The organism is Kitasatospora sp. NPDC088264, from assembly GCF_040685715.1.
Lineage (GTDB): Bacteria > Actinomycetota > Actinomycetes > Streptomycetales > Streptomycetaceae > Kitasatospora.
The window spans coordinates 22,482-41,514 of sequence record NZ_JBFBIR010000052.1; the positions used below are offsets into that span (position 1 = coordinate 22,482).

At 72.0% G+C, this 19,033-nt stretch carries 13 protein-coding genes, 1 tRNA gene and 1 pseudogene; 10 read left to right on the plus strand and 5 right to left on the minus strand.

Annotation, left to right across the window (positions count from 1 at the left end):
* Positions 1-210 precede the first annotated feature (210 nt).
* Positions 211-1,665 carry a ribosome biogenesis GTPase Der gene (gene der / locus AB0O82_RS29755; protein ID WP_363587005.1) on the plus strand — a complete coding sequence of 485 codons (1,455 nt, stop codon included), beginning with the start codon at positions 211-213 and terminating at the stop codon, positions 1,663-1,665.
* A gap of 149 nt (positions 1,666-1,814) precedes the next feature.
* On the opposite strand, the gene AB0O82_RS29760 is transcribed toward der, so the two are convergent.
* Positions 1,815-2,570, minus strand: a complete 756-nt coding sequence (locus AB0O82_RS29760; RefSeq protein WP_363587006.1) for a hypothetical protein — start codon at positions 2,568-2,570, stop codon at positions 1,815-1,817.
* Between the two features lie 223 nt (positions 2,571-2,793).
* Positions 2,794-3,627, minus strand: a complete 834-nt coding sequence (locus AB0O82_RS29765; protein ID WP_363587031.1) for a hypothetical protein — start codon at positions 3,625-3,627, stop codon at positions 2,794-2,796.
* A 606-nt stretch (positions 3,628-4,233) separates the two neighbouring features.
* Here AB0O82_RS29765 and AB0O82_RS29770 point away from each other — a divergent pair.
* The 7 genes from AB0O82_RS29770 to AB0O82_RS29800 all read left to right on the plus strand — a co-directional run bounded on the left by AB0O82_RS29770 (position 4,234) and on the right by AB0O82_RS29800 (position 10,437).
* A complete protein-coding gene (locus AB0O82_RS29770) occupies positions 4,234-5,031 on the plus strand; it encodes a transglycosylase family protein (protein ID WP_363587007.1) in 798 nt (265 codons plus the stop codon).
* 332 nt (positions 5,032-5,363) lie between these two features.
* Entirely contained in the window at positions 5,364-5,768 is a 405-nt protein-coding gene (locus AB0O82_RS29775) for a transglycosylase family protein (RefSeq protein ID WP_363587008.1), read from the plus strand.
* 106 nt (positions 5,769-5,874) lie between these two features.
* Positions 5,875-6,573, plus strand: a complete 699-nt coding sequence (locus AB0O82_RS29780; protein WP_363587032.1) for an alpha-ketoglutarate-dependent dioxygenase AlkB — start codon at positions 5,875-5,877, stop codon at positions 6,571-6,573.
* A 235-nt stretch (positions 6,574-6,808) separates the two neighbouring features.
* Positions 6,809-7,675, plus strand: a complete 867-nt coding sequence (locus AB0O82_RS29785) for an acyl-CoA thioesterase II (protein WP_363587009.1) — start codon at positions 6,809-6,811, stop codon at positions 7,673-7,675.
* 268 nt (positions 7,676-7,943) lie between these two features.
* Positions 7,944-8,735, plus strand: a complete 792-nt coding sequence (locus AB0O82_RS29790) for a DUF1684 domain-containing protein (RefSeq protein ID WP_363587010.1) — start codon at positions 7,944-7,946, stop codon at positions 8,733-8,735.
* A 275-nt stretch (positions 8,736-9,010) separates the two neighbouring features.
* Positions 9,011-10,207 carry an MFS transporter gene (locus AB0O82_RS29795; RefSeq protein WP_363587033.1) on the plus strand — a complete coding sequence of 399 codons (1,197 nt, stop codon included), beginning with the start codon at positions 9,011-9,013 and terminating at the stop codon, positions 10,205-10,207.
* A gap of 156 nt (positions 10,208-10,363) precedes the next feature.
* Positions 10,364-10,437 (plus strand) — tRNA-Pro (locus AB0O82_RS29800).
* Between the two features lie 391 nt (positions 10,438-10,828).
* Here the strand turns inward: AB0O82_RS29800 and AB0O82_RS29805 are convergent.
* Both AB0O82_RS29805 and AB0O82_RS29810 read right to left on the minus strand, forming a co-directional pair.
* Positions 10,829-12,079: a tyrosine-type recombinase/integrase gene (locus tag AB0O82_RS29805; protein WP_363587011.1), complete on the minus strand. Its 1,251-nt coding sequence runs from the start codon at positions 12,077-12,079 to the stop codon at positions 10,829-10,831.
* Between the two features lie 622 nt (positions 12,080-12,701).
* Positions 12,702-13,862 carry a hypothetical protein gene (locus tag AB0O82_RS29810; protein WP_363587012.1) on the minus strand — a complete coding sequence of 387 codons (1,161 nt, stop codon included), beginning with the start codon at positions 13,860-13,862 and terminating at the stop codon, positions 12,702-12,704.
* Positions 13,863-14,230: 368 nt separating this feature from the next.
* Between AB0O82_RS29810 and AB0O82_RS29815 the strand changes: the two genes are divergently transcribed.
* Positions 14,231-14,575, plus strand: a complete 345-nt coding sequence (locus AB0O82_RS29815) for a hypothetical protein (protein ID WP_363587013.1) — start codon at positions 14,231-14,233, stop codon at positions 14,573-14,575.
* 671 nt (positions 14,576-15,246) lie between these two features.
* Here AB0O82_RS29815 and AB0O82_RS29820 read toward each other — a convergent pair.
* A pseudogene (locus tag AB0O82_RS29820) lies at positions 15,247-15,475 on the minus strand (transposase); the annotation flags it as partial.
* Between the two features lie 461 nt (positions 15,476-15,936).
* Between AB0O82_RS29820 and AB0O82_RS29825 the strand changes: the two are divergent.
* Positions 15,937-19,033 (plus strand): SdrD B-like domain-containing protein (locus tag AB0O82_RS29825; RefSeq protein ID WP_363587014.1); only part of this gene is annotated, 3,097 nt, incomplete at its 3' end.

Genomic DNA, 19,033 nt, shown 5'->3' on the forward strand with positions numbered 1-19,033 from the left:
GACGGACCGGTCTGAAGGACGGACCGGTCTGGACGGCCACAATGGTCTGAACGGCAGGAACGGCCTGAACAACCGGAATGGCCGGAACGGCCGAATGAGCTGCGGTGCCGCCGAGGTGCCGCGGAGAAAACCATCGCGCTGCCCCGAGCGGGGCAGGTACGCACGGCGCGCCCCTGGGAAGGGCCGCGCCGGGAAACGGAACAGACGAACATGACCGCAGAGCACTCCGACACCGGCCACGGTGGACTGGACGCCGCCGACTACGCCGAGTTCATGGCCATCGCCGCCGAGGAAGGCTTCGACGTCGACGGCGTGGACGGCTTCGACGGCGCCGAGCACGTACCGCTGCCGGTACTGGCCGTTGTCGGCCGCCCGAACGTCGGCAAGTCGACCCTGGTGAACCGCATCATCGGCCGCCGTGAGGCCGTCGTCGAGGACAAGCCGGGCGTCACCCGCGACCGGGTCACCTACGAGGCCAGCTGGAACGGCCGCCGCTTCAAGGTCGTCGACACCGGCGGCTGGGAGATCGACGTCCTCGGCATCGACGCGATGGTGGCCGCGCAGGCCGAGCTCGGCATCGAGCAGGCCGACGCGGTGCTGTTCGTGGTCGACGCCACCGTCGGCGCCACCGACACCGACGAAGCCCTGATCAAGCTCATCCGCCGGGCCGGCAAGCCGACCGTGCTGTGCGCCAACAAGGTCGACGGCCCGTCCACCGAGGCCGAGGCCGCCTACCTGTGGTCGCTGGGCCTGGGCGAGCCGTACCCCGTCTCCGCGCTGCACGGCCGAGGCTCGGGCGACCTGCTCGACGCCGTCATGGACGCGCTGCCCGAGGCCCCGCCGCAGACCTTCGGCGACGCCGCCCCCGGAGGCCCGCGCCGCATCGCGCTGATCGGCCGCCCGAACGTGGGCAAGTCCAGCCTGCTGAACAAGGTCGCCGGCGAGGAGCGGGTGGTCGTCAACGAGCTGGCCGGCACCACCCGTGACCCGGTCGACGAGATGATCGAACTCGCCGGCAAGACCTGGAAGTTCGTCGACACCGCCGGCATCCGCCGTCGCGTCCACCTGACCGCCGGCGCCGACTTCTACGCCTCGCTGCGGACCTCCGCCGCGCTGGAGAAGGCCGAGGTCGCGGTCGTCCTGGTCGACGCCAGCGAGACCCTCGCCGAGCAGGACACCCGGATCATCTCGATGGCCGTCGAGGCCGGGCGCGCCGTCGTCATCGCCTACAACAAGTGGGACCAGATGGACGAGGAGCGCCGCTTCTACCTGGAGCGCGAGATCGAGCGCGACCTCGTCCAGGTGCAGTGGGCCCCCCGGGTCAACGTCTCGGCCAAGACCGGCCGGCACATGGAGAAGCTCGTCCCGGCGATCGAGACCGCGCTGGAGGGCTGGGAGACCCGCATCCCGACCGCGCGGCTGAACGCCTTCCTCGGCGAGCTGGTGGCCGCCCACCCGCACCCGATCCGCGGTGGCAAGCAGCCGCGCGTCCTGTTCGGCACCCAGGCGGGCATCCGTCCGCCGCGGTTCGTGCTGTTCGCCTCGGGCTTCCTGGAGGCCGGCTACCGGCGCTTCATCGAGCGCCGGCTGCGTGAGGAGTTCGGCTTCGTCGGGACGCCGATCTCGATCTCGGTGCGGGTCCGGGAGAAGCGCAAGAGGAAGTAGGACGTCGTGATCCACCGGCAGTAGTCGGTGGGTGCCGGCAGCAGGTGTGGGCGAGGGCCCCGTCACGGTGGTGGCGGGGCCCTCGTCGCGTGTACGGGGTCGTGCGGGCGCTGTGCGGGCGCCGTGGGGGTGGTGCGCAGGCGGGCGGTTCAGTGGTGGTCGCCGTTGCGGCCCGGGGGGAGGGAGAGCATCTGGCGGTGGCGGCCGCCGGTGGGTGCGGCGGTGGCGACGCCGGTGGCGGTGCCCATGGCCGGGGCGGGGGCCGGGGGCGGCGCGGGCATCGCGTGCGGGATCGGGCCGAGGTAGCCGGCGGCCACCCAGCCCTGGCCGTTGGTGAACTGGGGCGGCGGGGGCGGGGTGTGCTGAGGGGCGGTGGCCGCCGGGGCGGCCTGGCCGAAGCCGTCGCTGGTCGGGGCGGCGGGCTCGGCGTGCGGGTGCGGCTGAGGGGCGCTGTGGCCGGTGTGGCCCATCGCGCCGTGATGGGTGTGGCCGGTGGCGTTGTGGTGGGTGTGGCTCGTGGCGCCGTGGCCGGAGTGCCCGGTGACGCCGTGGTTGGCGGCGTGCCCTGCGGAGTGGCCGTGCTGCTGGCTCGGCATGTACTGCGGCAGGCCGGGCGCCTGTCCCCCGTAGCTGTGGAAGGCCTGGTGCTGGGGCGGGTACGGGCGCGGTTCGCCGAGCACCGGGTAACCGTCGCGGACCGCGAAGCCGGTGAACTTCAGGTCCTCCTCGCCCGAGCGGTCGCCCGGGAGCGCGCGGAACAGCCGCCGGTACTCGGAGTACAGCTCGTCGTAGATCGGCGTCGTCGAGTGCGGGTGCTCCGCGTCGTACGACGGGCGCATGCCGGGGATCGAGCGGGGGGCGGTGGTGGACCGGCCGGGGGACGCGGAGACGTCGTAGCTGTACACACAGGGGCCAACGAGTGAGGGGGCACAGGGATGCGGGGTTGCCGGGGCCCGGCCGGAAGGCGGCTTGTGCCGAGGGGGAGGCCGCCTTCCGGCGGGTGCGGAGCCCGGGCGTGGAGCCCGGGTGCCGGCGGGTTGGGGCGCGGCTGGGGCTGGGGCTGGGTGCTGCTGGGGCGGGGGCGCGGCTGGGTCGGGCGCGCGCTGCTGGGGCTGGGTGCCGAGGGGCTCAGGTGCCGGCGAGGGGGAGGGAGGCGGCGACCACCTGGCCCAGTGCCACCGCCCGTTCCAGCGCCTGGCGGAGCAGGTCCTCGCGCGGCTGACGGCCCACCATCCCGGCCGGGACGGCGTACATGGTGACCTCGGAGAGCTGGCTCGCGGCCATCCGCCAGGCGTCGGTGACCTGGAGCGGCTGGTGCGCCTGCCACCAGCCGGTGCTGCCGCCGGCGGCAGCGGGCTGCAGGATCGCGTGCAGCTTGCCCATCGCCACCAGGACCGACCAGCCGCCCAGTTGGTCCGGGGTCTCGTCGAGGTCGGTGATGGCCTGGAAGCCGGCGTCCTGGAGCAGGTCGAGGAACTCGTCCTCGCCCGAGGTGCTGCCGGGGCGTCCGACCGGGCCGGTCGGCTCGACGACCAGCGAGGCGTGCCCGACCTTGCCGTGCAGCACCAGCCCGCAGGTGATGCCGAGGATGGCGGCCTGGCCCGGCGCGCTGGGCTGGGGGGTGGGGGCGGTCGCCGGGGTCGGCGCGGGAATGGGCACCAGCGGGTGCGCGGGCGCGGCCGGGGCGCCGGTCTGGGCCTGGCTGATGCTGCGGACGGCGCCGACCAGTTGCTCCTCGGCCACCGGCACCACCTGGGACGGGATGCAGCGGGCGTGGGCGAAGGCGAGTACGGCGGTCTCCTCGCCGACGAACAGGACGGTGCTGGTGGGCTCCGCGTGGGTGTCGCCGGAGGTGCGGCAGGAGGTGCATTCGTAGCTGTCGGGTGCGCGGTCGCCGCCGAGGAGGCGGTCCGCCTCGTCGTCGCCGATCTCGGACCGGACCTCGTCGCTGACGTCGAGCATGCGCGGCACGGGTTCTCCTCTTGGTGGGTGCGGTTGGCGGTCGGGGGGCGGGTACGGGGAGGTCGCCATGACCAACGGGCCCTTGTGTCAGGCGTCACGGGTGGTCGACGAGGCTGACGGGAATTGCCTCTGATCCGACCGCGCCGCGTGTTCTCGTGGTCGCAATGTGTCGATGTCGGTGGCAGGCCTGCCGGAATGAAACCGTGAGGTGAGTCACGCCGCCGTGATGTTTGATCTACGAATCGACGGCTAAAACGGGCATTTCGGGCAAGATTGTGCGGTCATTACCGCCGGTAACCCTTGGCTGAGCTGGGCAGACCGGTGGAGTTTTGGTTTCCCCGCCGACCGGCTCGTAGCTTCATTGGCGGCGCAACGAGCGCCACCCGGGTTCACCCCCGACGCACCGCCCCTCCGGCTTCCCGCCGGATGCGGCAGGTGCCCGCCGACGCGATCGCTCGAACAGGTCGCCGGTGAGCGGCTGGGTGGCCGGGGCGGCAAGCGGCACGTCCGACACGTGCACGGTCGCCCGATGGACGCGGCAAGTGAACGCGGCCCTCTCCAGGGCCTGGTTCCGCATGCCCGCCCGGGGCTTTCGAGAGGAACCCCATGACCTTCCGTCACGAGACCGCCGCTGCCACCACCTCCACGGCCACCAAGCGCAACCGCGTCCGGATGGCTGTCGTGGCGGGCGCCGCTGTCGCGGCCCTGCCGGTGGCCGGCCTCGTCACGGCCACCTCGGCCTCCGCCGCCTCCGTCTCCACCTGGGACTCCGTCGCCCAGTGCGAGAGCGGCGGCAACTGGGCCATCAACACCGGCAACGGTTTCTACGGCGGACTGCAGTTCACCTCCAGCACCTGGGCCGCCTTCGGCGGCACCGCCTACGCCTCGCAGGCCAACCAGGCCACCAAGGCGCAGCAGATCGCCGTCGCCGAGAAGGTCCTCGCCTCGCAGGGCCCGGGCGCCTGGCCCGTGTGCTCCGTCAAGGCCGGCCTGACCAAGGGCGGCGCCCCGGCGGCCGTCGACACCTCGGCCGGTTCGACCGCCGCCAAGCCGGCTGCCCCGGCCGCCAAGCCGGCGCAGACCCAGGCCCCGAAGGCCGCCGCTGCCCCGAAGGCCGATGTCGCGCCGAAGGCCGCCGCCCCGAAGGCCGCCGCTGCGCCGAAGGCTGACGTCGCGCCGAAGGCCGCGCCGAAGAACGACGCCGCCAAGGGCGCCAAGGGCTGGACCGGCTCGAACGACGCCAAGCCGGCCAAGGGCGACAGCTACACCGTCAAGTCCGGTGACACCCTGAGCTCGATCGCCGCCGCGCAGGGCCTGGACTGGCACGACCTGTACAAGAACAACGCCAAGGTCATCGGTGGCAACCCCGACCTGATCCTCCCGGGCCAGACCCTGAGCGTCTGATCAGTTGAGCCTCTGAGCCTCTGAGCCTCTGAGTGTTTGAGTAGCTGAGCGTTTGACACCGGCTCTCCGGGGTCTGCCGCCTGATGTCGGGTGTCCGACGTCCCCGGCCTGAGCTCGGTTCAGCGGGCCTCCCGGCCCCGGCGCTGTGCTGACACCACGGCCGCTTCTCCGCTGTGCGGGGGAGCGGCCGTTGGCGTTTCCGGTGCTTCTGGCGTCTCTGGTGTTTCTGGCGCGTTCGGCGCGTTCGGAGTGTCGTTGGGGAGGGTCGTGCGGCGACCAGCCTAGGGTCGGCTGCTGTGCTGCCTCCGTGTGACGAGCGTATGTGCCGGGTCGTGCTTCGGCTGGGCGTCGCCGTGGTGCTGCTGGCGGGGTCGGCGGCGATCCCCTGGGAGCGGGCCGGTGCGGCGGTCCGGGTCGCGGACGTCGTGTGGGACGGCCTCGCCGAGTGCGAGAGCGGCGGCGACTGGCAGGCCGACACCGGCAACGGCTACTACGGCGGCCTGCAGATCTGGCCGCCCACCTGGGAGGTCGCCGGAGGCTTGCGCTTCGCCGACCGGCCGGACCACGCGAGCCGCCGGGAGCAGACGACGGTCGGCGAGGAGATCCTCCGACGGCAGGGCTGGGAGGCGTGGCCGGACTGCGCGCGGGAGCTGGGGCTGATCGGCGGATCGCCGGCCCCCGGCGGCAGCCCGCCCCCCGGTGGCGGTCCGGGCTCCCGAGACCGGCCGGGTTTCTGAGGCTGGCCGGGTTTGTGAGGCCGACAGGGATTCTGAGGCCGGCCGGGCTTCGGCCGTGGCGGTGCGGGAGGATGGTGGGGTGATCCAGGGCGAACTGTTCGGTGACCTGCCCGGTGCCGTCCCGGCCGGCCGGTCGGGGTCCGCTGCCGCGCGCGGGCGCGCCGAGCCCGCCCCCGGTGCCGTCCTCCTCCCCGGCTGGCTGGACGCCGATGCCCAGCTGCGCCTGGTCGCCGCCTGCCGGGAGTGGGCCCGCCCACCGGCCGGCCTGCACGCCGTGCGGATGCCCACCGGCAGAATGATGTCCGTACGGATGGTCAGCCTCGGATGGCACTGGTATCCGTACGGTTATCGGAGGGACGCGGAGGACGGCACGCCCGTCAAGCCGTTCCCGCCCGAACTCGACCGCCTCGCCCGCCGGGCCGTCGCCGACGCCTACGGGACGGACGCCCGGCAGATCGCCGGCGCCGCGTCGTACGAACCCGACATCGCGATCGTCAACCACTACCCGCACGGCGCGAAGATGGGCCTCCACCAGGACCGCGACGAGCGGACCGACGCGCCCGTGGTCTCGCTCTCACTCGGCGACGCCTGCGTGTTCCGGCTCGGGAACACCGAGACCCGGACCCGCCCGTGGACCGACCTGGAGCTGCGCAGCGGGGACCTGCTGGTGTTCGGCGGCCCGGCCCGGTTCGCTTACCACGGCGTGGTGCGCACGCTGCCCGGCACGGCGGATCCGGCGCTGGGTCTGGTCGGCCGACTCAACATCACCGTGCGGCAGTCGGGGCTGGCGGCGGGGGAGGCCTGAGTCCGGGTGGGCGTTCGTTCGTCCGTCCGCCTGGCGGCCGCTCGTCCGCTCTCCCCCTACTGCTTGCTCGCCGCTCGCTTACTCGTTCGAGTGAATCGGCTCCTTCGGCCCGGTGGGCGGGAATGACCCCGGTCGCCGGAGAATTCGAGTGGGTTGGAGAATTCGATCAGGACGGGCACCGGAGCCGGGCGGAAGACCTCCGCCGGGGCCGTGGGCCTGGAGAGGAAGCGCACGCATGGGTACCCCCGTCGATGACCTTGTCGACCTGCTCGACCTGGAGCAGATCGAACTGAACATCTTCCGCGGGCGCAGCCCCGAGGAGGCGCTGCAGCGGACGTTCGGCGGCCAGGTCGCCGGGCAGGCGCTGGTCGCGGCCGGGCGCACGGTGGACGGCGACCGTCCGGTCCACTCGCTGCACGCCTACTTCCTGCGCCCCGGGGTGCCCGGCGTGCCGATCGTCTACCAGGTCGACCGGATCCGCGACGGCCGCTCCTTCACCACGCGCCGGGTGCTCGCCATCCAGGGCGGTCGGTCGATCTTCGCCCTCACCGCCGACTTCCACCGCCCCGAAGAGGGCGGCATCGAGCACCAGCACCCCATACCGGACGTCCCCGCGCCCGAGGACCTGCCCAGCGCTCTGGAGGAGGTCGGCTCCCGACTCGGCGAACTCCCCCCGTTCATCAGCCGCCGCCAGCCCTTCGACATCCGCTACGTTGACCGGCTGCGCTGGACGAAGGAGGAGCTGGCCGGGGTCGAGGCGCGCAGCGGCGTCTGGCTGCGGACGGACGGCCCGCTGCCGGACGACCCGCTGATCCACGTCTGTGCCCTCACCTACGCCAGCGACATGACGCTGCTCGACGCCGTCCGCGCCCCCGTCGAGCCGCTCTGGGGCACCCGGCATTTCGACATGGCCTCGCTGGACCACGCGATGTGGTTCCACCGCCCGTTCCGTACGGACGACTGGCTGCTGTACCAGCAGGAGTCCCCGATCGCCCACGGCGCGCGCGGCCTCGCGCGCGGGCAGATCTTCGACCGGAGCGGGCGGCTGGTGGTGTCGGTGGTGCAGGAGGGGCTGTTCCGGCCGCTGGGCGCCGGCAGCTGACGGGGCGGGCGCGTGGGTGCGTCGGCGGCCGGGTGCCGGGTGCCGGGTGCCGGGTGCCGGGCGTCGGCCGAGCGGGCCGGCCGTCGTCCTGGCGGGCGTCGTGTCCGGGGTGTTGCCGTCGTGACGCCGTGTTGCCGTCCGGTGGCCGCCCTGTGGCGGTTCCGGCAGGCGGGAATGATCCGTCCGGGTGCGCGGCGTTGTGGTGGGTGACCGAGTTGGACGGCCCGAACGGCGGGCCGTCCGAGGACCGCAGTGGGAGGGTGTACCGATGACGGCGACGGCCGCGGAGGACTGGAAGCACTGGAGTGACGGCCGGGCGGCGTCGGTGAGCGCGCCACACGGCCAGCTCGCACTCACCGGCACGCACTGGTTGGAGCCCGAACCCGCCGAGATCGTCGGCTTGCCCGGGCGCTGGTGGGCCGACGCCGAGGGCGTCCGGGTCCGGGCGGCGGCCGCGGACGGCATCACCGTCGGCGGCGCCGACGGCCCGGTCGACGGCGAGGCGCTGCTCCGCCCCGACACCGATCCGGCCGCCGACACCGCCACCCTCGGCGACGTCCTGCTCGTCCCGATCGAGCGCGAGGGCGAGCTCGCCCTGCGGGTCTTCGACCCGGCCGCGCCGCGCCGGACGGCCTTCGCGGGCATCTCCGCCTACCCGTACTCGCCGGAGTGGGCCGTCCCCGCCGTCTTCACCCCGTTCGAGCAGGACGGCGCCCAGTCCGTGCTCGTCCCCAACGCGGACGGCAAGGAGCGCCCGCTCGCCGTCACCGGACAGATCGCCTTCACCGTCGCCGGCGAGCACCGCGAGCTGACCGTCAGCCGCTCCGGCGACCGCCTCACCGGCGTCATCGCGGACGCGACCAGCGGCATCGACACCTACCGGTTCCGCTTCATCACCCTCCCCGCCCCGGACGCGGACGGCCGCACCGTCCTCGACCTCAACCGGGCCTACCTGCCGCCGTGCGCCTTCGCGGACCACTTCATCTGCCCGTTCCCGCCGCCGGGCAACCGGCTCGACTTCGCGGTGGAGGCAGGGGAGAAGCAGGTCCTGACCAGGTAGGACGGGCCGCTGCCCGGCCCCGGTGCGGGGAGCGGGGAGGCCGGGGCGGACCATGGAGGGTTGTGTCGACCAATCATCCTGCCAATCCCGCCCCGGCGTCCGATCCCGCCCCGACGCCTGCCTCTGCCCCGGCGCCCACCCCTGCCGCGGCGTTCGAGGCCGCCCCGGCCACCGCCGGTGTTCCGGCGGAGGAGCCACCCTCCGACGCCTCCTCTCCGCCGGCCGGAACCGAGGCCCTCCCCTGGTACCGACGGGCCTTCGCCGACCTCAGCCCACTGCGCGACCACCCCGACTACCGCCGGGTCTGGTTCGGGCAGGCGGTCTCCTCCATAGGCCAGCAGATGACGGCCGTCGCCGTCTCCGTCCAGGTCTACGACGAGACCGGCTCCGCCTTCGCGACCGGCCTGGTCGGCCTCTTCTCCTTCTTCCCGCTCGTCGCCTTCGGCCTCTACGGCGGCGCGATCGCCGACACCGTCGACCGGCGCAAGCTCGGCCTGATCGGTTCGGCCGGGCTCGCCGCCGTCTCCGCCGTCCTCGCAGTGCAGGCACTGGCGGGCCTCGGCCAGGTCGCCGTCCTCTACGCCGCCGTCGCCGCCCAGGCCGGCTTCTTCGCCCTCAGCTCGCCCGCCCGCTCCGCGATGATCCCCCGGCTGGTCCCCAGCCACCAGCTCCCCGCGGCGAACGCGCTGAACACCGTCAGCATGAACCTCGGCCTCACCGTCGGACCCATGATCGGCGGCGTCCTCATCGGCGCCTACGGAACCCAGGCCGCCTACCTGGTCGACACCGTCGCCTTCGCCGGCACCCTCTACGCGATGTGGCGCCTGCCCGCCATGCGCCCGCTCGGCGACCGCAAGGGCCGCGCCTCCGTCCTCGACGGCCTCCGCTTCCTGCGCGAGCAGCCCAACCTGCGCACCAGCTTCCTCGCCGACCTGGCCGCGATGATCTTCGGCATGCCGCGCGCCCTCTTCCCCGCCATCGCGGTCACCTTCTACGGCGGCGACGCCCGCACCGTCGGCCTCCTGGTCGCCGCCCCCGCCGTCGGTGCCCTCACCGGCGCCCTCTTCTCCGGCTGGGTCGGCCGCATCCACCGCCAGGGCGCCGCCGTCCTCGTCGCCGTCGCCGCCTGGGGCCTCGCCATCGCGGCCTTCGGCGCCCTCCACAACCTCTGGCTCGGCCTCCTCCTGCTCGCGGTCGCCGGCTGCGCCGACACCGTCAGCATGATCTTCCGCAACACGATGATGCAGGTCGCCGCCCCCGACGAGATGCGCGGCCGCCTCCAGGGCATCTTCATCGTCGTCGTCGCCGGCGGCCCCCGCCTCGGCGACTTCGAGTCCGGCGCCGTCGCCGCCCTCACCAACCCCGCCACCTCCGTGATCACCGGCGGCCTCGCCTGCGTCGCCGCCGTCGTCCTCCTCGCCGCCCGCCGCCCCGCCTTCCTCACCTACGACGCCCGCCACCCCACCCCCTGACCCACCCCGACCCGCCCCTGACCCGCCCACCCCCAACCCGGCAGCGAGCACCCCTCCACGTGCTGTATTGTTTTCCACGTCGCCGGGACAACCGGAGACAAGGTCGAGAAGCCCACAGCAGAGCCCCCCAGGCCCCGCTACCGGGCACCGAGACCACGGGACGTGGCGCAGCTTGGTAGCGCACTTGACTGGGGGTCAAGGGGTCGCAGGTTCAAATCCTGTCGTCCCGACCGGCATTTCTGCAGGTCGGAGGCCGTTCTTATCGAGATGATAGGAGCGGCCTTTTCCTTTGGTGGTCGCAAGGTGGTCGTGAACGCTCGTTCACATCGCCTTGCTGAGCGTGTTTCCGCAGGCTGAGCCCCTCCGACCTGGCCGTGACGGGGCATTTGTTCATTCATCCGGGAATCCGCGTGCCGTCGATCGCGGACTAGTTGCCTCTTCGGCGCCGAAACGGGCCCGGATTCGCGGGAAATGGGCATGCCGACAGAACCTGCGGCGTCATCTGCTTCGACGGTCCGCACGTTTATCGGGTGTCAGCTGTGAGCCGGGAATCCCGGCTGCTTGTCGGTCCTGGTGGCCGGAGCGGCTGGGAGCGCCGAGCCGGCTTCAGCGGTGCGGCCGTCAGGCCGCGTGACTGAACAGCGGGTTCGGCAAGCCGACGTCGTGGACGGGAGCGTCCGGGTCGTGCCCGGTGCGGGCTTCGACGAGGTGGAGCCTGGCCTCGATGGTGTTCACGGCGGCCCTGGCGACGTCCCAGGTCAGGTGGCTGTAGATGTTCGCGGTGGTCGACAGCGTGGAGTGCCGCAGGGTCTTGGAGATGACGGCCATGGAGACGTTGCCCTCCAGGGCGAGGGTGGCGGCGAGGTGGCGCAGGTCGTGGATGGTGACGTGGGGCAGCGCGGCCTGTTCGCGCAGCTCGTGGAAGCGTCGGCGGACCGCGGCCGGGTGGAGGGGCTGGCCGTCGGGGCCCTGGAAGACGTGGCCGTTGACGGTGGCGGTGCTGCGGTCCATCGCACGCTGGAGGGCGGCGGCGACGCGCTCCGACAGGGGCACCCAGTTGCGACTCTTCCTGGTCTTCGGCGCGGTCAGGACGAGTTCGTGGTTGTCGACCGCGGACAAGGTGTGGCGGATGTACATGACGCGGTCGTCGAGCCGCACGCACGGGCGCTGGAGGCCGAGTGCCTCGCCCTTGCGCAGGCCGGTGCCGGTGATGACCTCGAAGAGGTCGGCGAAGGCGGGGTCGACGTTGCGGCAGTGACTCAGGAAGGCGACGGCCTGTTCCGCGGTCCAGGGGACGCGTTCGTCGGGGCGGGGTCGGCGCATGGGCAGGGGCTGGGCGGCGTTGAAGGGCAGGCGGTGGGTGCGGACGGCTGTGCCCAGGGCGCTGGAGAGGGTTGCGAGGCAGTGGTAGACGGCCTGGCGTCCGCGGCCTGCTTCGAGCTGCTCGTGTGTGTAGGCGGCGATGTGGTCGTGGGCGAGTTCTTCGAGGCGCAGCTTGCCGAAGACGGGTATCAACTCGCAGAGCACGTAGGTGCGGTAGCGGGCGTAGGTGGTGGGCTTGAGCAGGAACTCCATGCCCTTGAGCCACTTGGTGAGGTAGGCGGCCACCGTCTCGTGCGGGTCGGCGTCGAACCCCAGCCGCCGGCCTTCGAGGAAGCGCCGCAGCGCGGTCTCGGCGGCGAAGTCGTCCTCGAAGCCGCCGCGGCGTACGGTGCGCCTGCGGCCCGTGGGTGAGGGGATGTCGACGGCGAACGTCCACGTGCCGTGCCCTTCCTCGGCCAGGCGCGGGCATGACGCCCCGAGCTGGCGCCGGTCGGCGTCCCGGCATCCGCAACGGCGGTAGACCCGGCCCGGCCGTCCTGACTTGCGCACTTCTTGTTCCTCCAGCGGTCATCGGTTCTTGATCGACTCGCGGAGGCTACCGGCACGACCGCCCGGATGGTCGTCTGCGACCACCATGCGATCACCAATGCCGGATCAGGCCCCTGACCTGCGGCTTGTGGTGAGGACCCGCACCTGGGCGTGCCAAAACACGGGAGGACCGTCGCGCTACCTCGGACGGGACGGTGCGAGTACCCGGAAATTACTACGGTGCGTAACCATGAGCCCCGAAGCGGGCCCCGAAGCGGGCCCCGAAGCGGGCCCCGAAGCGGGCCCCGAAGCGGGCCCCGAAGCGGGCCCCGGAGAGGGGTCTGAAGCGGCGACCGCGTGAGAAGGGGCGGCTCACTTTCTATTGACGGAAGCTCATGTAAGTGATAATGGAATCCGGCCCTCTGGGGGCCTGTTCGGCCTGCAGGCCGGGTGTTCCATGGCCTCGATTTGGTTACGCAGTGTTACTGAAAATCGGTTCGGACGGGTCGCTGCCGGCTCCAGGTCGAGGAGGGTGGGCGTGCCGACGTCGGGGAGCATCCCATCGGCTGGCCCGTGTCCGGATGTGCCCTTGTGGAGGTTACGGGCGGGCCGGACCGGCTCCTCGTGCGGCCGGGCCGGACGGTCAGACGAGCCGGTCGCGGTTGGCGGCTGCGGCTTCGCGGACGAGGTGGGCGAATCGGCTGCGGTCGATGCCGGGCTGTCCGGTGTGCTCGTCGTCGTCCCGGTCCTCGTCTTCGCCGAAGGTGTCTTCGTCGTCGAGTTCGTCGTATTCCTCGTGGAGGAGCCGGCAGCCGTGGATGCCGGCGAGGAGGTCTTCGAGGAGGTCGGGAGCGGGTCGTTTGGGGTCGAGCGGAGTCAGGCGCAGGCCGGTGTCCTCGGGGTCGGTGTCCGGGCCGGTGTGCTTGGCGAGGTCGTCGTCGATGTCTTCGAGTTGTTCGCGCAGCCCGGCGGGGTCGGGGCGGAGGCCGTCGGTGATGTGGAGGGCGTGGCGCACGAGGCCGGTGACGGCGTCGTAGGGGGAGGCGCCGTCTTCGAGGAGACCGAGGACGAGGGTGGGGGTCTCGTGGGGGAGGGCTTCGATGTTGTCGGCTTCGAAGAGCACGGCGCAGGGGGAGTGCCCGGAGGCTACGGCGGCGACCTCGGCTGCGGCTGCGGCTGCGGCTGCGGCTGCGAGCCAGTGGGCTGCGGCGACGGCGGCGGTGGGGTCGATCTCGGTGAACAGTGCTGCGGGGCCCAAGGGGTCCTGTTCGAGGAGATGGTCGGCGGCGGCGACCTGGACGGGGGAGGCGCCCTCGCGGCTGAGGAGGACGGCCTGGCGGGCGCGGCCGGTGAGGTCGCCGAGTTCGGCGTTCTCCACCGCCGCGAGCTCGGTGCCGACTTCGGTGAGGACGGCGTCGGTGAGGTCCGCGTTGCCGAGGGCGTGCAGGGCGCGGCCGGCGCGGTGCGCGGATTCGACCAGGGGACTGTATTCGACGTCGAGCATGCCGTCCTGGGAGAGGTTGGGCCGCGTGATAGCGCCGGGGACCTCGTCGAACGCCTTGCGCTCCTCCGCGCGGCGCCAGCCCTCGGAGCTGGGGGCCGGGGAGGCGGCGGCGCTGGCCGGGTGGGTGTAGGTGCGCCACGCGGCCTCGGACAGGTGGGTGAGGGCGCGGGCCAGGCGCATCAGTGCGTCCGTGTCCGTGCCGGCCGGGAGGGCGGCGATACGGGTGGCGAGATCGCCTTCGCCGGTTCCCCAGGCTGCGATCAGCTCGTGTCGTTCGGGGTCGATGCTGTAGCGGGTCATGGAGCCCTGCCTCTGGCTGCGCCGGCACATCGTCGGTCCGTACAACATTCTGACGCACCGCCGGGTGTCGCCATTTCGGGAAGCTCGGTTGCGGGTCCTGTGCCGGTGCCGACGAGTGGCTTGCGATCACGCCGTGGGCTTTCGCCGTGAGGGGAAGCCGTGGGGGCCAGGACCGGTCTGCTTGTGTACGCCGACGCGGCGGTGCCGGGGTCTGCTGGAGCAGGTCGGCGCACCGGACCGGGAGCGGACGGTGAAGATGAGGCGGTGCCTGTACCCGGGCTGGGCAGTCGACGCGGCCGCCGAGTCCGACCTGTAGGACGGGGTCTACCCCCCCGAAGGGCCTTGCCTATGCGGGGATTTGGCCCGGGGTGGAGCTGATCTGCGATCACCGGGTCATGATCGACCTCCCATCCCGGCTCCCGGACGAGCTGGTCGCGGCGGGCCGCGGCCGGCGGATGGTGCTCCACCACATGCACGGCACTGCCGCCTGGCTGGCCTTCGGAGTGTGGGAGGACGGGCGGCTCGTCCGCTCGATGAGCCTGCCCCCGGACAGCGGGAGCATGGAGGACGTCGGTGAGCTTGGCCGCGTCGACAACCAGGCCGGCACGCATGTGCTCGGCGAGCCACCGGCCCGCGACCCGCCGCGAATGCATGACGATCACCGTGGTCAGTACATCAACGCCGGATGGGGAAGGTGGCACCGTGTCAAGTGAATGGACCGACGTCCGCGTCGTCGACCACTTCTTCGGAATCCTCGACGACGGGCAGATCCCGGCCGAGACCTCCGACTACTCCACCGGTCTGGTCGTCACGATGGGCATCGGCGCGCGTATCCACACCGGCATCGACACCGGACCGGCGAGGCCGCTGGGGCCGGGGCTGGTGGGGGAGTTCGCTTCGGCTGCGGCGCCTGTGGCGGGCGGTCGGGCCCGTCGCGGCAGCGGGCTCGGACTTCCCCGTGAGGTAGCGCTGGGTGGATGTGGCATGTACTCTGCGTGTCGCTGGTTGAACGCCATGCGGGCCCGGTTGCCGCTCCGTGGGGGGAGTCGCGTCCGGGCCCGGTCGCCGGCCGGAGGCCCGGTTGAACTCGTGGGGGAGTCTCGGCCGGGCCCGTCGGCAGGGTGATGGCGGAATGCCCGTCCGGGCGTGGGTCCAGACGTGCAAACCGTCCAGTGGGGACGTGATTGCAGGCGCGTCCGTCCAGAGGGGGTCATTGCGGCGATCAGGACATCGCTGATGACGGCGCCTCGCCGAATCCTCGTGCTTCTGATCCGGTGGATCGCTGTGGCTTGCCCGGGTGTGCTGGGGGGTACCGCCGCAGCAGTCGCCGCGCTCAGTGGATGTCGAGTTCGGCGAGCGGGGCGTGCAGGCGGCGCGGCAGCAGGCGGGCGACGGCGAGGGGCGGGGTGCCGATGAGGCGGGCTGGTTGACCACGACCGGGACGGTGCCGTGCTTGGCGGTGAGCTTGTCCAGCACGGTCGCATCGTGGGTTCGCTGTTCGGCAGTCGCTTATCGATGGCCCGCTTGCCGGTCCGGGGTGCGGCGGTGCCGTGGTGCTCGCCCTTGCCGACGTCCAGGTCGAGGAAGATGTCCACATCGCCGGTGTCGATCATGCTGATCCCTCACGAGGTCGTACCGTCGGCCTCCCGGTGACATCGCTCACCCCGGAACAGGCGAACAGTCATGCCGGGCCCGAGGTCAGGAGCCCCGTTTTGGGGGCCGCAAAGAAGGTAACCGGGGGGCATGGCCGGCGGCTCGAAGGATCAGGAGCTTCCCCGGGCATCCGCCATCGTGATCAGCACCAGCTCGGCTTCGTGCGGTCGATCCGGCCCCGAGCGCGGAATGGGGAGCATCAAACCCATGCCACTCGACACCGTGCGTGGGTTCGACACCTTGCTCCCCGGCTTGCACATGACGTGATCACATGTCATCCACGAAGGCTGCTGCCGGGGTCGACCGTACGGCTCGGGCGGGTGGCAGTTGGCTGACTATTACCCCCGATTGGCGGAAAAGTATAAGAAAACGATTAAATTCGGGCATGTGGAAGCTTCACCTACCCTCACGCCTGCCACGCATGGCGGTCGCCCTGAGCCTGCTCGGCGGCACCCTGCTGACGGGCACCCTCGCCGCGCCGTCAGCCCAAGCCGCCGTCAGCTTCACCAAGACGGTGGACAAGGCGAATCCGGCGCCCGGCGAGCGCGTCACCTACAGCCTGCGCTACACCTGTTCGGTCACCGACTGTGCCGGAGGGCTGATCACCGACACCCTCCCGGACGGGATGGAGTTCGTCGGCTGGACCCCCGACCCCTCGACCGTCGACGTCGCGGGCTCGACCGTGCCGGCCGTCGGCAGCGTCGGCAAGACCCTCACCGTCAAGCTGCTCGACCTCACTCCCGGCACCACCGCCACCGCCAAAGTCGTCCTGAACTACCCCAACTTCACCACGGCCAACGGGACGAAGAGCACCAACAAGGCCGTCCTGACGGCCGACGGCGAGAAACCGCAGACCGGCACCGCCGACACCACCGCCGTCGTCCAGCCCGACTACACCGTCACCAAGGGCGTGCAGACCAGCAGTCAGGACGGCCGCAAGGTGACGTACCAGTTCAGCGCCTGTTCCAAGGACGGCGTGCCCAACGTCGACCTGGACGCCGCCAGGCTGGTCGACACCCTGCCACCCGGCGCCGTCGTCGACACCGGCCGCTCGCCCGGCTGGGCCCAGAACCCGCCCGGCTCCACCACCTGGGTCTACGACATCGGCGCCTTCCGTGCCGGCAACCACCAGGCCGGCTGCCGCAACCCCGGCGTCCTCGTCGTCGACTACCCGCAGGCCTCGTTCCCCAACGGCACCAAGTCACCCAACAGCGTCGTCCTCCAGGGCGACCCGCTCGGCCCCGACCCGATGCGCGACCTCTCCACCGCCACCACCGAGAGCCCCGTCTTCCAGCCGCCCACCACCGGCATCAAGGTCGCCGCCTCCAAGCTGTGGCAGCAGAGCACCGCCTCCGGCGACGTGGCCACGATCGCCCTCCACGCCGGCAACACCGCCGGCCCCGCCACCAGCCTGATGATGACCGAGCCCGGCGACGGCACCACCCCCGGCCTCTACAACTGGCTCGCCCCGCAGGCCATCCAGCTGGAGCCGTGGAACCCGACCTGGATCAACCTGCGCCTGGATTACCGGCTCGACGACCAGTCCTGGTACACCTTCACCCCGGGCAAGCCGCTCAACGGCTCCACCCCGCGGCGGATCACCTTCGCCGAGGGCAGGGGCGACCCGGCCAATGACGTCCTCGGCATCCCGAAGGGCCGCCGGCTCGACGGGCTGCGCTTCATCTGGACCGGTCCGATCCCCACCGGCTGGAGCCCGGGCAACGCCGTCCTGCTGAGCACCCAGGTTCTCGCCACCGGCCACGACGGCCGCCCGGCCCCGGCGCCGCTGCACAACTGCGTCAACGTGCTCGGCACCGACGCCCGGGGCCAGGCCTCGGCCTCCGCCTGCGCCGACACGACCGTCAAGGCCACCACCAACCTGGGCGCCAAAAAGACCACCACCTCCGGAGCCGTCCTCGCGCCCGGCGCGGTCGCGACCTTCCAGGTCACCCCGTTCAACCGCACCGGCCGCACGCTCGACCGCCCGCTGGTCCTCTACGACCTGCTGCCGCCCGGCATGGTCTACGTCGACGGCAGCGCCCGCCCCGACCCGAGCCCGCCGCACGCCCCCGCCCCGCAGTCCGTCCAGGTGCTGCCCGGCCCGGACGGCCGCCAGCTGCTCAAGCTGACCTGGCCGGTCGGCAGCCCCGACATGACGTACCTGCACGACGACCTGTCCTACCGCACCCTGATCGACGTCCAGGTGGCCGGAAGCGCCCGGCCCGGCACGCTCACCAACGACGTCTACGTGACGGCCGAGGGCAAGGGCGACCCGGTCTCCTGCTTCTACTACGGCTCCGACAGCGGCGTGAAGGACGACCGGGACCTCAACGGCAACGGCGACATTACCGAGACCATGTGCCACGCCTCCTCCAAGGTCGAGGTGCAGGTCCCGGCCGTGCTGCGCTCCTTCAAGGAGGTCAAGGGCGACCTCGACAAGGAGTACGTCAGCATCGGTTCGGCCACCCCGGGCGGTGACGTCTCCTACCGGATGACCGTGCGCAACGACTCGCCCGACCCCGTCACCGAGTTCGTCGCGTACGACAGGATGCCGGTGCGCGGCGACGCGTACGTGCTGCGGCCGGACATCGCGCGTGGTTCCGCCTGGCGGCCCTCGTTGGTGAAGCCGCTGGTCTCCAGCGACCCGACCGTGAAGATCGAGTACACCACCGCGGCCAAACCGTGCCTGCCCGGCGAGCTGGCCTCGCCCGGGCCCTGCGACAAGAACGCGACGTGGAGCACGGACTTCCCCGGGCCAGGGGCCGCCACCTGGTTCCGGGTCAGCCGACCGGGCACCCTGCCGTCGGGCGGGCTGTTCACGCTGACCTGGCCGACGGTCGCCTCGATCGACGCCGGTGAGTCCGACTTCGCCTGGAACAGCTTCGCCTACACCGCCACCGACGCCACCGGCCACCCGCTGCTGCCCGCCGAGCCCGCCAAGGTCGGCGTCGGCGTGAAGTGGCCCACCGCGCCGGACAACGCGCTCGGCGACTTCGTCTGGAACGACCTCAACAAGGACGGCATCCAGCAGCCCGGCGAACCCGGGGTGCCGGGCGTGCGCGTCGAACTGCTCGACGCGTCCGGACGGGTCGTCCGGGACAAGGAGGGCAAGCCCGTCGAGACCGTGACGGACGCCACCGGGCACTACCTGTTCGACCGACTGCCGAACGGCGAGTACGCCGTCCACTTCTACCTGGCGACGATCCCCAAGGGCACCAAGGTCACCATCCGCGGGGCCGGGACGGACCGCGCCCTGGACTCCGAGGCGGACCCGCAGACGGGTGTCACCCAGAACGTCAAGCTGACGGGCGGCACACGGAACCTGGACCTCGACATGGGACTGGTGACGGCGGAGGAGCCGACTCCTACTCCCACGCCGACTCCTACGCCGACTCCGACCGACTCGCCGTCTCCAACGGGTTCGCCGACTCCTACGCCGACTCCGACCGACTCGCCGTCTCCAACGGGTTCGCCGACTCCTACGCCGACTCCGACCGACTCGCCGTCTCCAACGGGTT

What these genes read in the sequence shown, in the direction of transcription:
- der (WP_363587005.1), top strand. Translation starts at nt 211, where the DNA reads ATGACCGCAGAGCACTCCGACACCGGCCACGGTGGACTGGACGCCGCC.
- AB0O82_RS29765 (WP_363587031.1), bottom strand. Translation starts at nt 3,627, where the DNA reads ATGCTCGACGTCAGCGACGAGGTCCGGTCCGAGATCGGCGACGACGAG.
- AB0O82_RS29770 (WP_363587007.1), top strand. Translation starts at nt 4,234, where the DNA reads ATGACCTTCCGTCACGAGACCGCCGCTGCCACCACCTCCACGGCCACC.
- AB0O82_RS29785 (WP_363587009.1), top strand. Translation starts at nt 6,809, where the DNA reads ATGGGTACCCCCGTCGATGACCTTGTCGACCTGCTCGACCTGGAGCAG.
- AB0O82_RS29790 (WP_363587010.1), top strand. Translation starts at nt 7,944, where the DNA reads ATGACGGCGACGGCCGCGGAGGACTGGAAGCACTGGAGTGACGGCCGG.
- AB0O82_RS29810 (WP_363587012.1), bottom strand. Translation starts at nt 13,862, where the DNA reads ATGACCCGCTACAGCATCGACCCCGAACGACACGAGCTGATCGCAGCC.